General features: G+C 54.3%; 12 protein-coding genes and 1 pseudogene. 3 read left to right on the forward strand and 10 right to left on the reverse strand.

Annotated elements, in window-relative coordinates; all coding sequences use genetic code 11:
- Positions 1-5: 5 nt before the first annotated feature.
- The 3 genes from JYB85_RS15015 to mdh form a co-directional block, all read right to left on the reverse strand.
- Complete coding sequence (locus JYB85_RS15015; protein ID WP_207379937.1) at positions 6-1,076, reverse strand: efflux RND transporter periplasmic adaptor subunit; 1,071 nt, start codon at positions 1,074-1,076, stop codon at positions 6-8.
- A 1-nt stretch (position 1,077) separates the two neighbouring features.
- The gene (locus JYB85_RS15020; RefSeq protein ID WP_207379938.1) at positions 1,078-2,157 is read right to left on the reverse strand and encodes an efflux RND transporter periplasmic adaptor subunit; all 1,080 of its coding nucleotides are present in this window, start codon (positions 2,155-2,157) and stop codon (positions 1,078-1,080) included.
- Positions 2,158-2,321: 164 nt separating this feature from the next.
- Positions 2,322-3,257, reverse strand: a complete 936-nt coding sequence (gene mdh, locus JYB85_RS15025; RefSeq protein ID WP_207379939.1) for a malate dehydrogenase — start codon at positions 3,255-3,257, stop codon at positions 2,322-2,324.
- A gap of 283 nt (positions 3,258-3,540) precedes the next feature.
- Between mdh and argR the strand changes: the two genes are divergently transcribed.
- Positions 3,541-4,011, forward strand: a complete 471-nt coding sequence (gene argR / locus JYB85_RS15030) for a transcriptional regulator ArgR (protein ID WP_207320765.1) — start codon at positions 3,541-3,543, stop codon at positions 4,009-4,011.
- A gap of 38 nt (positions 4,012-4,049) precedes the next feature.
- Here argR and JYB85_RS15035 read toward each other — a convergent pair whose 3' ends face one another.
- The 5 genes from JYB85_RS15035 to JYB85_RS15055 all read right to left on the reverse strand — a co-directional run bounded on the left by JYB85_RS15035 (position 4,050) and on the right by JYB85_RS15055 (position 9,053).
- On the reverse strand, positions 4,050-4,985 hold the full coding sequence (locus JYB85_RS15035; RefSeq protein ID WP_207379940.1) for a Dyp-type peroxidase: 936 nt from the start codon (positions 4,983-4,985) through the stop codon (positions 4,050-4,052).
- Positions 4,986-5,093: 108 nt separating this feature from the next.
- Positions 5,094-6,803, reverse strand: coding sequence for a gamma-glutamyltransferase (gene ggt, locus JYB85_RS15040; protein ID WP_207379941.1), 1,710 nt, complete (start codon positions 6,801-6,803; stop codon positions 5,094-5,096).
- Positions 6,804-6,972: 169 nt separating this feature from the next.
- Positions 6,973-7,557, reverse strand: coding sequence for a glutathione S-transferase (locus JYB85_RS15045; RefSeq protein WP_207379942.1), 585 nt, complete (start codon positions 7,555-7,557; stop codon positions 6,973-6,975).
- A 19-nt stretch (positions 7,558-7,576) separates the two neighbouring features.
- A complete protein-coding gene (locus JYB85_RS15050; protein WP_207379943.1) occupies positions 7,577-8,320 on the reverse strand; it encodes a ferredoxin--NADP reductase in 744 nt (247 codons plus the stop codon).
- A 106-nt stretch (positions 8,321-8,426) separates the two neighbouring features.
- A complete protein-coding gene (locus JYB85_RS15055; protein WP_207379944.1) occupies positions 8,427-9,053 on the reverse strand; it encodes a DUF5610 domain-containing protein in 627 nt (208 codons plus the stop codon).
- 131 nt (positions 9,054-9,184) lie between these two features.
- Here JYB85_RS15055 and JYB85_RS15060 point away from each other — a divergent pair, with 131 nt between their 5' ends.
- Together JYB85_RS15060 and JYB85_RS18995 are read left to right on the forward strand one after the other, a co-directional pair.
- The gene (locus tag JYB85_RS15060; protein WP_207379945.1) at positions 9,185-9,715 is read left to right on the forward strand and encodes a SixA phosphatase family protein; all 531 of its coding nucleotides are present in this window, start codon (positions 9,185-9,187) and stop codon (positions 9,713-9,715) included.
- Between the two features lie 27 nt (positions 9,716-9,742).
- A pseudogene (locus JYB85_RS18995) lies at positions 9,743-9,942 on the forward strand (FMN-binding glutamate synthase family protein); the annotation flags it as partial.
- A 556-nt stretch (positions 9,943-10,498) separates the two neighbouring features.
- Here the strand turns inward: JYB85_RS18995 and JYB85_RS15065 are convergent.
- Together JYB85_RS15065 and JYB85_RS15070 are read right to left on the reverse strand one after the other, a co-directional pair.
- A complete protein-coding gene (locus JYB85_RS15065) occupies positions 10,499-10,702 on the reverse strand; it encodes a hypothetical protein (RefSeq protein WP_207379946.1) in 204 nt (67 codons plus the stop codon).
- Between the two features lie 64 nt (positions 10,703-10,766).
- Positions 10,767-12,551, reverse strand: coding sequence for an ABCB family ABC transporter ATP-binding protein/permease (locus JYB85_RS15070; protein ID WP_207379947.1), 1,785 nt, complete (start codon positions 12,549-12,551; stop codon positions 10,767-10,769).
- Positions 12,552-12,900 lie beyond the last annotated feature (349 nt).

A 12,900-nucleotide genomic window follows, 5' to 3' on the forward strand; every position in this document is an offset into this window, starting at 1 on the left:
TTTCCTTATCCTGGGATGCGTTCAACTTGCTGGCCTTCGACCAGACGGGACAAGCCCTGGGTGACTATCATCTGGCCTTCGCTGAGACCGGCGCGGATTTCTATCCTGTCACCGGTAATCACCCCCAGGGTCACGGGTTGAAAATGCACCTGATTACTTGCCGGGTCGAACAACCAGACCCCGGCGTCCTGCCTGTCGATGTCGCTGCCATCGGGCATGACCACGGCCGCCACCGGCACCTTGAACTGGCGACTGAAGCTATAGGTGACCTTGGCCAGATCCACTTCGACCTTGGCCGGCATACCTTCGAGCACCTTGTAGCCTTCATCCAATTCCACCGCCACCGTCGCTATATAGGTTTGGGAAGCGGGATCTTTTTCCGAGGTGATTTCCAGCAAACTGCCCTTGAACCACACCTCGGGGAAGGCCTCGAAGCTGACCTTGAGCTCGCTTTTGGGGTGGGATTGATCCACGGGGCGGGACACGGCAATCAGCACATCCGGCACCTGCACCGCCACCTCGATGCGCTCACTCTTGTGCATGCTGACTATCGGAGTTCCGGGCTGCACGTTTTCAAATGACTTGGGGAACACGTCGCTGACTGTGCCATCGAAGGGTGCTTTCAGCTCTGTGTATTGCAGATTGAGTTCGGCCTGACGCGCCTGGGCCTGGGCCACCAGAAATTGTGCCTGCAGCTGGTCGTACTCGGCCTGGGCCATCAATTGCTGATCCACCAATTGCTTGGCGCGCTCAGCCTGCTTGGCCGTCACTTCCAGCCGCGCCCGGCGATCGCTCAAGATGATTTCAAAATCTTTCTTGTCCAATAGTGCCAGCACCTGGCCCTGCTTCACCACCTGGCCCTTGCTGACCGGGATACTGGCAATGCGACCGGGGATCCTGAAGGACAACTGGGTCAGATCCTGGGCCCGGGATACACCATTGAACACCCGGATCATCTCGTTTTCGGTTTTCGGAATGGTGAAGGTTTGCACCCGCACCTGTTCGGGGCTCATTTGCTGGGCCCCATTGCAGCCACAGAGCAAAAGCAGCAGTGCCGCCAATCGGATGTTGCGCATATCAGAGTCCCCTTTCCTTCACCCAGCGCTCAACGGTCTGACCGTCACTGAGTTCATCCACCCCGGCAACCACCACAAAGTCACCATCGCTGAGGCCGGACTCCAGGACAGTGCCATTCAAGGTGACGGCCACCTTCTCCACCTTGTGTTCCGCAGGCAACCAGCGATAGACAAAGTTGCCCTTGTCTTCCCGAACCAGAGCCCCCTCGGGCAGCGCTGGCTGGGCCACCATTCCGTCGCCCGCGAGCCTGACCTTCACCGCGGCCGACATGCCCGGCAGAATGTTAAGCTTTTCAGGCATTGGCAGGGTCAGCACCAGGGTATAGCTGGCGGTGCTGATGTCCGCCACTGTATTCATTTCTTTAAGGCTGGCGGAGAACCAGAGGTCGCTGCTGTCAAACCTGACCTCGGCACCGAGCACCTTTCCCTGGCCCTGGGGGCTGCGCTGCAGGGCACCTATGTATTGCTCTGGTAATTGGAAGCTGACATCGATTGCCGCTTCATTGCGGATCCCCAGCACCTGCTGCTGGGCCGGCACGAATTCATACTGACGTCTGAAACGTTGGGAAATAATGCCATCATAGGGCGCCAGCAGACGGGTGTAGCTCAAGTCCGTTTCCGCCTTGTCCAAGGCCGCGCGGGCCACGGCATAATCACTCTTGTACTTGTCATAATCGTTGCGGGATACCACGCCCTGTTCCACCAGGCTGCTGGCACGCTCGAACAGGACCTTGGCCAATTCAAATTGGGCCTTGGCGACTTCCAGCTGTTGCTCGTAAATGGCCGGGTCCAGCAATGCCAGCAACTGACCTGCCTTTACCGCTTCACCTGGACGAACCTTGATGGCGCTGATCTCGCCTGAGACCTGAAACGACAGTGCCGCCCGCTCGCTGGCCTTCACCTGCCCCGGCAGAACGCGTTCGCCACTGCCATCGGCGAGGGAAATCTGCATCACCTTCACCGGGCGGGGTCTTTCCTTGGCCGCGAGGGCATTTCCGGATAACAGCAGAAGGGGCATTAACAGAGACAACAGCAGGCCTGGGCCCGATAGTGTCCGTGAACGGGTCTCACATGGCTTCATAACAGCTCTCCACTGGAATCAGTGATTCTGTTGGCAAAAGATAAGATTTAGCTTACCAAGCATGGGAAAAATTGCCTACTTTTCAGTGGATAAAACTTCATTTCGCTGGAAAAAACACAATAAAAAACGGAGCCCTGTGGCTCCGTTTTTCTCCCGGCTGAGACTTACTTAACGAAGTCTACACCCAGTTGGATGTCACCCTTGAGGGTGTCCAGCATGGCATCACGGGCGTTGGTTTCGAACGCGCTGATGTCACCGTAAGGCAGTACTTTTTCGACGCCGTTTTTACCCAGCAGCACTGGCTGAGCGAAGAACACAGCGTGCTCGCTGCCACCGTCAACATAGGCGCACTCAACCACGTTGGCTTCGCCCTGCAGACCGCGGATCAGAGACATACCGAAACGGAATGCCGCCTGGCCCATGGACAGGGTCGCGCTGCCGCCACCGGCCTTGGCTTCAACCACTTCGGTACCGGCGTTTTGGATACGCTTGGTCAGGGCTGCAACTTCTTCGTCGGAGAAGCTCACGCCTTCGATTTGAGACAGCAGAGGCAGAATGGTTACGCCGCTGTGGCCGCCAATCACGTTAACCTTAACGTCTTTCACGTCAACACCCTTGGCTTCGGCAACGAAGGTCTCGGCACGGATAACGTCCAGAGTGGTTACACCGAACAGACGGTTCTTGTCATAAACACCGGCTTTTTTCAGCACTTCGGCAGCAATGGCCACAGTGGTGTTTACCGGGTTGGTGATGATACCCACCAGCGCCTTGGGACAGGTCACAGCCACTTTTTCAATCAGGTTGCGCACGATACCGGCGTTGATGTTAAACAGATCGGAGCGATCCATACCAGGCTTACGGGCAACACCGGCAGAGATCAGCACCACGTCGGCACCTTCCAGTGCTGGCGTTGGGTCTTCACCGCAGAAACCCTTTACCTCAACGGCGGTAGGGATGTGGCTCAGATCCACGGCAACACCTGGGGTCACTGGAGCGATGTCATACAATGACAGCTTTGAACCAGCAGGCAGTTGGGTTTTCAACAGAAGGGCAAGAGCCTGGCCAATACCGCCAGCAGCACCAAGAACAGCAACTTTCATAGTTATCTCCGTCTAGTCTCGGATATTTGTGAGATGGGACCTTTATGATGGCGCAACATTAATGGATTGCCACCCAAATATCAATTATCCCTTGGTCGGGTAGACCCGCTGGCAGGGCAAAATCCGCTGAAAGCGTAAGCTTTTTGAAACAGTCGTTTGAAGACGGGTATTAAACCCCGGTTTATCATGAATTTTTATTCACAAAAACCGATTCATTGTTGACAAAAAAGTGAAAAGTATGCAGAATGGCGCTGTTTTTATGAATAATAGAATAACAACGACCATGCAAACAAGCAAAAATCAGGACGATCTCATCAAAACCTTCAAGGCGATCCTCAAGGAGGAGCGTTTCGGCTCCCAGAGCGAAATCGTCGCCGCACTGCAGGCCGAAGGATTCAGCAACATCAACCAATCCAAGGTATCCAGGATGCTGAGCAAGTTTGGCGCGGTGCGAACCCGCAATGCCAAACAAGAAATGGTGTACTGCTTGCCCGCCGAACTCGGAGTGCCCACCGCCGGCAGCCCACTGAAAAACCTGGTGCTGGATGTGGATCACAACCAAGCCATGATAGTGGTACGCACCAGCCCGGGGGCCGCCCAGCTCATCGCCCGCCTGCTGGACTCCATCGGCAAGCCCGAGGGGATACTCGGTACCATAGCCGGTGATGATACCATCTTTATCTGCCCATCCAGCATCAAAACCATTGATGATACCCTGGAAACGGTAAAATCCCTGTTTAATTTCAGCGAATAAGCTGCAGTAAAAAGCCCTCATGAGAGGGCTTTTTCATTTCAGGCACCATAGCTCGCCATAAAGTCCAGCGAGGGGGCAAAGAAAGACGACCCCGTCATGGCCTTGGTAAAGTGCAGCAAATGGTCGTGATTACCGGCGCCGTCGCCCTGGATCATCGACTGCAACATCAGCTCAAAATGACGTGGTGTATGGCACACTGAAATAAACATCAGTCCCTGCTGCTTCACCGAGCCAAAGGGCATGCTCTGGCGCAAGATCTCCAGGGAGTTACCGTCGCCATCCTTGAGATTGACCCGCTTGATGTGGCTGGTCAGCGGCTTATCGGCCGACGCATATTCGATGTTGTCCAGCTTGGTACGGCCTATGATGTCCTCCTGGCGTTTCACCGCCAGCCTGTGCCACTTGCCAAGATCGTGGGCAAATTTCTGCACATGAACATAGCTGCCACCGCGAAACAGGGGATCGCCTTCTGCCACCAAAGCCACTTCCTGGCGGTGACGGCCCCTGGGATTCTCGGTACCGTCAACAAAGCCGGTCAAATCACGGCTGTCCATAAAACGGAACCCGCGCTCCTCATCCACCAGCTCCACCAAATCTTCCAGCATTTGTGCCACTTCATTGGCCACCAGATGCAGAATGTCGAAGCGATCGCAGCGCAGGTGCACAAACAGGTCGAATTCGATGGCCGGAGCCTCGCGGCTCCCCGCTTCCATGGCCGGAAATGGCTTCAGCAGCGCCGGCCTGGCTTCGGGATAGAGGGTGTCCCAGTAATTGGCCCCGATAGCGATGAAGCCATTGAAGGCGCTGTCGGCATATTGATCCGACAATTCATAGATGTACTGGGCCACACTGGCAACACAGGCACGCAGCGCCGCCTCTTCGCCATCCACGGCGTTAAACATCAAATACACACTGTGCAGGTTTCCCTCGGCACACACGCCCAATTGTTCACGCGGCATATCCTGATTATCCATTGCTATCGACCTCAGAAAGGATTTCCCTTGTCGGCAGTATTATCCCTGACTTTAATTCAAAATAGCAGCGAGCGGTGCACATTTGCCTGTTTTGATAACTGATTATTCTCAGTATCCTGCCGCCTGACCGTCCTTACGGCTCTCGGAGGCACCCCGGTAAACCCTGGTTTTGGGATCCCGGCCTATGGCCTGGTAACCACCAAAATCCCCCAGAGCATCCCTGAGCACATGGCCCTTTTTCAGCAGCTCACGCCGGGTTTCCATGGAGAAGCCTGATTCGAGGCTGATGAAGCCGCCATCCTGCATCTGCTCGCCGGTCGGTTCGCTGGAGCCCGAGTGCAGTATCCTCGGTGCGTCGCCAGCTTCCTGCAGATTCATGCCAAAGTCGATAAGGTTAATCAGGATCTGGGCATGCATCTGTGGCTGGGTGGCGCCGCCCATGACCCCGAAACTGAGCCAGGGTTTGCCATCCTTGGTGACAAAGGCCGGAATAATGGTATGAAATGGTCGCTTGCCGGGGGCGTAGCTGTTGGCACGGCCCGGCGTCAGGTCGAACAACTGCCCCCGGTCCTGCAGCACAAAACCCAGACCAGGTGGAGTCATACCCGAGCCCATACCACGAAAATTGCTCTGGATAAGCGACACCATGTTGCCCTCACCATCGGCGGTGGTCAGGTACACAGTATCGCCATGTTGCAGGTTGGGATTGCCCGGCTCCACCGATTTGGCGGCACGTTGAGGATCGATAAGCCCGGCCCGCTGGCGGTTGTAGTCCGCCGAAATAAGCCCGTCCACAGGTACCTTGGCAAAGGCCATGTCGGCATAGAATTTGGCTCTGTCGGCAAAGGCCAGCTTCTTGGCCTCAACAAAGTGATGCACAAATTCGGCGCTGTCACGGCCCATGGCCTTGAGATCGAATGGCTCCAGTGTTTTGAGAATTTGCAACGCCGCTATGCCCTGACCGTTGGGTGGCAGTTCCCAGACGTCATAGCCCCTATAATTGGCCGAGACAGGCTCTACCCACTCACTGCTGTGGCCGGCAAGATCCTCATAACTCAGATAGCCACCCTGCTCTTTGATGTAAGCAGCAATGGTTCTGGCGATATCCCCCTTGTAAAAGGCATCCCGGCCACCCTTGGCAATTTTTTCATAGGTGTTGGCCAGCGCCGGGTTGCGCATGATTTCGCCCACTCCCGGCATTCTGCCACTTGGCATGTAGGTTTCCCGGAAACCGGGGAATTGCCCCAGACGGCTGACGCTGCCCTTGAGGTAGTAGGCGATGAGTTCGGAGACGGGAAAACCTTCGCGGCCATAGCTTATGGCCGGTGCCAGAATGGCCTGCATGGGCAACTTGCCAAATTTGTCGTGCAGTTCGAACCAGCCATCGACCGCACCGGGCACAGATACCGGCAAGGGTCCATAGGGTGGCAGGTAATCCACGCCCTTGTCTTTCAACATCTGCAGGGTCAGAGACTTGGGGCTGCGACCTGAGCCGTTGAGGCCATAGAGTTTTTTGTCTTTGGCGCTCCAGACTATGGCAAACAGATCCCCACCTATACCCGAACCCGTGGGTTCCACCAATCCCAACATAGCGTTGGCAGCAATCGCCGCATCAACCGCATTGCCGCCCTGCTTGAGCACATCCAGAGCCACCTGGGTGGCCAGGGGCTGACTGGTGGCCGCCATGCCATTGACAGCGTACACCTCGGAGCGGCTGGCAAAACCCTGGCCTGTGATCCTGTCCATAGCCTGTGCCGCCGATATCATGCCGAGCCCGAAAACAATTCCAAATAAAATCCGTCGCTTGCTTATTATCATTTTAGTTTCCTCCTGCGAGGCTTTAGCGTACAGAGTTCTGTCACAAATTACAGCCTGCGACTTTGGTGAGCTTGTAACAGAATATTGGCTTGGAGTCGGCGAACAAAAAGGGATTGCACAACTGAAAAACAGGCCGCAGCGCCAGCCACGGCCTTGATGGAGGACGGTCTTACTTGGGCTTGGTCAGCTCGAAAATGTTCTGGTTGCGCACCTCGCCAAACCACAGGGCCACAGCAGGTGCCACCTTGCGCCAATCCAGGTTGGGATGACGGAAATCCAGATAATCGAGTAAACACACCAGGGCTATGGTCCGGGCATTGATCTCGGCACCGGCGCCCAAGCCCAGGCGCTCCAGCTCCTTCATGCCCCGCAGCAGGGCCTGCTCAAAGCGGGCGGTCCAGAAGGGGGAGCGTACCCCTTCATCCTCACGCATCTGCTCCTGTCTGAGCTTAACCGAGCTGTCGATGAGCCCCTTTAACAGGGAAAACTGGCACTGCGCCTGCCAGTCGCTGCCAAACAGTTTTCCCTGGCCGTAGTTGGCATCCAGATAACGGCAAATCACCTCGCTGTCATACAGGGCTGAGCCATCATTGAGAAACAAACAGGGCACCTGACCCAGGGGGTTGGCATCGATCAATTCGGGGCCATTGTCAAAAGGGTTGGTGATGATCTCTTCCACATCAAGGGCCAGATGGCGGATGACGATTTTGACCATGCGGGCATAGGGTGAAGCATCAGAACAAAGCAGTTTCATGGCATTTCCTTGCTAACTGTTACCAATATTTTTCCACTGTGATATTGCCGGGGGCCCGGCGTAAATTCTTGGTCAGCCCGCGCTCGAGCAGCAGCTGCTGAGCCGAGGCAAGCATGTCGGGATTACCGCAAATCATGACCTGGCTATCGGTCGGCGAGAGTGCCAGAGCGGCCAATCGCTCCAGTTCACCGCTGGCCAGGGCCTCGGGAATACGGCACTGCAAGGCGCCGTCAACGGCTTCGCGGGTGACGGAGAGGATCAGGGAGAACTTATCCGGATATTTGGCTTGCAGGGCCTTGAGCTCATCAAGGTAGGCCAAATCGCCCCGGTGGCGCACACCATAAACCAGCACCAGACGTTCGAATCTGTCCCAGGGCTCGGCGGTGGCCAACATGGAAACAAAGGGGCCGATCGCCGTGCCCGTGGCTAACATCCACAGGTGTTTACCTATGTCTTTGGGCAGTTCGTTGAGGGTCATGAAACCGGCGGCGGTGGCTGTGACTTCTATCCTGTCGCCGGGATTCAGCTCCTGCAACCTGGGGGACAGCTGGCCTTCTTCCACAGTCACGGCCAAAATTTCCAGGAAATCGCTGCCGGGAGGATTAACCAGTGAATAGGCCCTGGCGATACGCTTATCGTCCAGGATGCGGCTGAGTTTAATAAATTGCCCGGCAATAAAGGGGGCAAGCGGTGCGCGAATGCGCAAGGAAAATAAGGTATCTGTCCAATCTATGCGTGAAATGACTGTGCCTTCAACCCACATATTCCCCCCAGAGCCAAGCGGATGTTTATGTCCCGGCGACGCGGGACGTCAACACCAGCATAAGCCCGTCAGGGAAGAATAAAAACCCTTTTTACTGAGGGATATATCAGGTCTGTGGTGCTTCATCCTTGTTGAAGCTGTCACGGAATGCCTGCAATCCCTGCTGTACCAGGTCATAGGTCATGTCGACACCGGCGGCTATGTCGCCCTCAAGTACCTTGAGGCCGCTGAGGATATCCCGCGCCTCTTTAAAGCCCTGATCTATGGCACCACCTATGATATCCATGAAGTTTGACAATTGATCATCAAACGCCATCGAGCTGTTCTGTTCCTGATAGACACTGAAAAACTGGGTCGCAAAGTCCACAATGCGGCCGGCGGTTCCCTCGGGAGAGGTATCTATGCCTTCCTCTGCAACTTTCTGCAGGGCATTTTCGCCCAGGGTGGGGGCCAATTCCTCGTTGATGGCCTCAATGGCAGCCCGGTACAGCAGCGCCATGGGTTCGTTGCCCGCACTGAGATTCACCTCCTGCTGGGCGGCCAGAATGGCGGAGTTCATCAACTGTTTGCTGACCTGGGCCGCACTTTTGCTGCTGGCCACCTCTGACACGGCGCCACCATGATTGCCGTCGACCTGGCTTTTATCCCTGGCAACAGTAGATACGGCAGCACCATGCTGCCCCTGCTGACCCCGTTGATTGTTGACTGATTTATTGGCTTGACGGATTTCCATGCTGGCCTCCACTCGACCCTTTACGCCCTGTCTTTATTATCGGCTAATTTTTAACCTACTTTAATCATTTCTATAAGCAAACAAAAAGTTTATCCTCGGCTTTACGACTTTGCGGAAGAATAAGCCTGAAAATGAAATGGATACCTCTTATTACCCTGGCCATGGCACTGTGTCAGATCAGCCCGCTCCGGGCCCAGGAAAGAATGATTTTTCTGCTGCGCCACGCCGAGAAACAACTTTCCGCCGATAAAGACCCACAGCTTTCGGAACAGGGACAAAGACGCGCCCGGGATCTGGTCAGGCATCTGCACGGCATTCCGCTTGAAGGGCTGATTGCATCCCAATTTATCCGCACCCAGGCAACCCTGACACCTCTGAGCGAAGACAGAAAACTGCCAATACGAGTGATACCTTTGCAACAACCCTTGGCGACCAGCCTGGCCGATATCGCCAGCCAGATACTCCAGGGGGAAGGTAACTGGGTGGTAGCCGGCCACTCCAACACCCTTGGACCACTGATAGAAAAGCTGGGTGGACCGGAAATCGCCCCCATCAGCGAAAATGAATACAACAAACTGTTCCAGCTCACCCTGAGCCAAGAGCAAGTGGTCGGATTCAAAACAAGCCATTACGGTGAGCCAAACGCCAAGTCAGGAGAATAAGAAGCGGGAGCACAGGCGCCGGTGTAGTTGTATCTGGCGGACAAGCTGCAAACCCGGCAAGCCATCAGGCACAAGTATCCCGCCATAGGCTGCCCTTGCTACCTATTTGAAAACAAGGTGAATTTTTTCGGCAATCTTTCTTTGATCAGAACAGCGAAGAACTGCCATTCAATCACGCCGAACACAGCAGGGTATACCGGGCCGCCAAAAACGTCGCTCGAACCATCACCCCATGCATCAGCAGGGATTAGAGTCGGGAAACAGATCGGTAAGTGTGGCCAATTACAGTCGTAATTTACACCAGAATACGGTTATGCTGACCCATGCCTGTGGCGTTGCGGTTAACACGATATCAATTTCCAATAGTGATGCCCCCAGGATTATCCATCACGCTGGACAATTATTACGACCAATATACCTAATAAGAGAAATATGATTTATTCCTGGTGCAATTCCGGTATACTGGACATTATTCGGGCGTGGCAGATCACAAATAACACCGATTATGTGACCTGCACCACATATCCACTGATGGAAATAGGCAAGTGAACGATAGCAGATTACCGCCGAGCAAGGTCAAGAGCGTCAGCTGCCAGAACTGCGGACGCATGACGGAAATCGAAGGGGAACAAATTTGTTTCCGTGATGGGAAGATCATTCGGTTACTTCCTGCTGAGCAGAAAATTGAACAACCCCTGTTGTGCGAAGGATGGCGCGGCAATAAGTCCGGCAAATAACTCCTGCAGTTCACCTTAGCAAAAGGCGCTTTGGCATAACCGCCTCTCAATACACTGAGCTCTCGCTTTTTTTAGCCAGTGTCAACCCGCGGGTCGACACCCTGAGTCCGGCAGATAGCTGTTGATACAGCTCGATCAATTCGGCGTCGGTCAGTTTGCGTTGTTTCAGCACTGGCGAAAGCGCCTGCCAATCCGTGGTAATTTTCTCGGTTTTTCCCTCAATACTGACCTGCAGCGCAATATTTTTCATCTATAGACTCCTTCCTTGCATCCAGATGATTATGCTCAGTCTTTGCTGAATCGCGGCTGACTTGTTACTTCAGCCTATGTTGATGTTGCAACTGCCACAATCTTGCATAATGCCCCCCCAACTGCAACAACTGCTGATGCCTGCCCTGCTCAACCACTCGGCCCTGACTGAGCACCAATATCCTATCGGCATCCACTATGGTGGAGAGGCGGTGCGCAATCACCAAACTGGTGTGCCCCTGGGCCACCTCGCGCAATGCCTGCAAAATGGCCTGCTCGGCACCACTGTCGAGCGATGAAGTGGCTTCATCAAACACCAGGATTGGTGAGCCCTTAAGAATGGCCCGGGCAATGGCCACCCTTTGCTTTTCACCGCCAGAGAGTTTGAGACCGCGCTCCCCCACTTTAGTGTCCCAACCGTCGGGCAAAGCTGCGACAAAATGCTGCAGGTGGGCATGTTGAATTACCCGGCGAACCTCTTCATCACTGGCATCGGGTCGACCATAACGGATGTTTTCCAGCAGGCTGTCGTTAAACAGCACCGTATCCTGGGGCACTATGGCTATGGCCTGGCGGAGACTGCTTAGGGTCAAATCCCTGATGTCTTTACCGTCGATACAAATACGCCCCGAGTCCACATCGTAGAATCGGTATAACAGTTTGATCAGGGTTGATTTTCCCGCACCACTGTCCCCGACGACAGCCACCTTTTCCCCGGGTGCTATCTCAAAACTGACATCCTTGAGTATTTCTCTGTCCGCATAACCGAAGCCCACGTGCTCAAAACTGACGGCGCCATGACTGCAATTCAACGAGCTGGCATCCTCCCGTTCCACCACCTTGGGCTGCTGGCGCAAAAGCGCAAACATGCGTTCAATATTGGCCAAAGAACCGCGGATTTCACGATACACAAATCCCAGAAAATTAAGTGGCATGAACAGCTGCATCATAAAGGCATTCACCAGCACAAAATCGCCAATGCTCATGCTACCTTCGGAAACTCGTTTGGCAGCCAGCGCCATCATGGCCGTCATTGCCAGCGCAATGATCAGCGCCTGACCGGCATTGAGCACAAACAATGACAGACGATTCTTGCGTTTGGCCTGCTCCCATTCGGCCAGGGCATTATCATAGTGGTCGGCTTCATAGGCCTCATTGTTGAAATACTTGACCGTCTCATAATTGAGCAAACTGTCTATGGCACGGGTATTGGAGCTGGAGTCGGCCCTGGCCGCGTCCCTGACATAGGTAGTGCGCCACTCGGTGGCCATCACACTAAACAGGCAGTAAATCACCACAGATGCCAGGGTGATAAGCGCAAAGGGCCAGCCATATTTAGCCAGAAAGATGCACACCACCAAACCAATTTCCAGCAGTGTTGGTACTATGTTGAACACCATAAAACGCATCAGAAAACTGACACCACTGGTGCCCCGCTCTATGTCGCGGGACAAGCCGCCGGTACGCCGCTCAAGATGAAAATCCAAATCCAGCCGGTGCAAATGCTCAAACACCGCCAGTCCCAGACGGCGAATGGCGCGCTCCGTCACCCGCCCAAACAGGGTATCGCGGATTTCGCCGGTCAAGGACATCAGGAACCTCACCCCGCCGTAAGCCAACACCAGGCCCAAGGGCACAGCCAATAAGGCACTTGAGGTTCCCAAATTCAAGGTATCGACCAGGTTTTTCAGCAAAAATGGCATACCGACACTGGCAAGCTTGGCAATCACCAAACACGCCAGCGCCAATACTATGCGGCCTCGATATTCAAGCAGATAGGGCCAAAGCAGGCGCAACACCTGCCAGTTGAGGTGGGTGACTGGTTCGTCGATATAGGCGGAGGGACGCATGAAGGCACTTTATGCTGGAAGAAAAAAACCAGTGTATCAGTGCTACCCGCTGTTGAATACTCACCGAAAAGCGCCTTCGATCTGTTTGTGCACCCTCATCAAATACCACCTTTGACTTACCACAAAGCATGCTTAATAATACTTTTCGGTTGGTTATAGTATTTTTTTTGTGAATGAGCGGTGATCCGGCTTAAGAAGTAAAAAAGAATTTGATACCCTGACCCAGTGCAAACCCTGATTCTCCCAAAGGTGACACTAAGATCACCCATGCGGAAAGTGACAATTTTATTCCTTCAAAACAAATACTTAAGGAAGATTTATGTTGGATTCTTCAAAAGTTCCATACCCT

Source organism: Shewanella sedimentimangrovi (assembly GCF_017354965.1).
Lineage (GTDB): Bacteria > Pseudomonadota > Gammaproteobacteria > Enterobacterales > Shewanellaceae > Shewanella > Shewanella cyperi.

Coding starts and splice junctions, on each gene's coding strand:
- JYB85_RS15015 (WP_207379937.1), bottom strand. CDS start 1,076: ATGCGCAACATCCGATTGGCGGCACTGCTGCTTTTGCTCTGTGGCTGC.
- JYB85_RS15020 (WP_207379938.1), bottom strand. CDS start 2,157: ATGAAGCCATGTGAGACCCGTTCACGGACACTATCGGGCCCAGGCCTG.
- mdh (WP_207379939.1), bottom strand. CDS start 3,257: ATGAAAGTTGCTGTTCTTGGTGCTGCTGGCGGTATTGGCCAGGCTCTT.
- argR (WP_207320765.1), top strand. CDS start 3,541: ATGCAAACAAGCAAAAATCAGGACGATCTCATCAAAACCTTCAAGGCG.
- JYB85_RS15035 (WP_207379940.1), bottom strand. CDS start 4,985: ATGGATAATCAGGATATGCCGCGTGAACAATTGGGCGTGTGTGCCGAG.
- ggt (WP_207379941.1), bottom strand. CDS start 6,803: ATGATAATAAGCAAGCGACGGATTTTATTTGGAATTGTTTTCGGGCTC.
- JYB85_RS15045 (WP_207379942.1), bottom strand. CDS start 7,557: ATGAAACTGCTTTGTTCTGATGCTTCACCCTATGCCCGCATGGTCAAA.
- JYB85_RS15050 (WP_207379943.1), bottom strand. CDS start 8,320: ATGTGGGTTGAAGGCACAGTCATTTCACGCATAGATTGGACAGATACC.
- JYB85_RS15055 (WP_207379944.1), bottom strand. CDS start 9,053: ATGGAAATCCGTCAAGCCAATAAATCAGTCAACAATCAACGGGGTCAG.
- JYB85_RS15060 (WP_207379945.1), top strand. CDS start 9,185: ATGAAATGGATACCTCTTATTACCCTGGCCATGGCACTGTGTCAGATC.
- JYB85_RS15065 (WP_207379946.1), bottom strand. CDS start 10,702: ATGAAAAATATTGCGCTGCAGGTCAGTATTGAGGGAAAAACCGAGAAA.
- JYB85_RS15070 (WP_207379947.1), bottom strand. CDS start 12,551: ATGCGTCCCTCCGCCTATATCGACGAACCAGTCACCCACCTCAACTGG.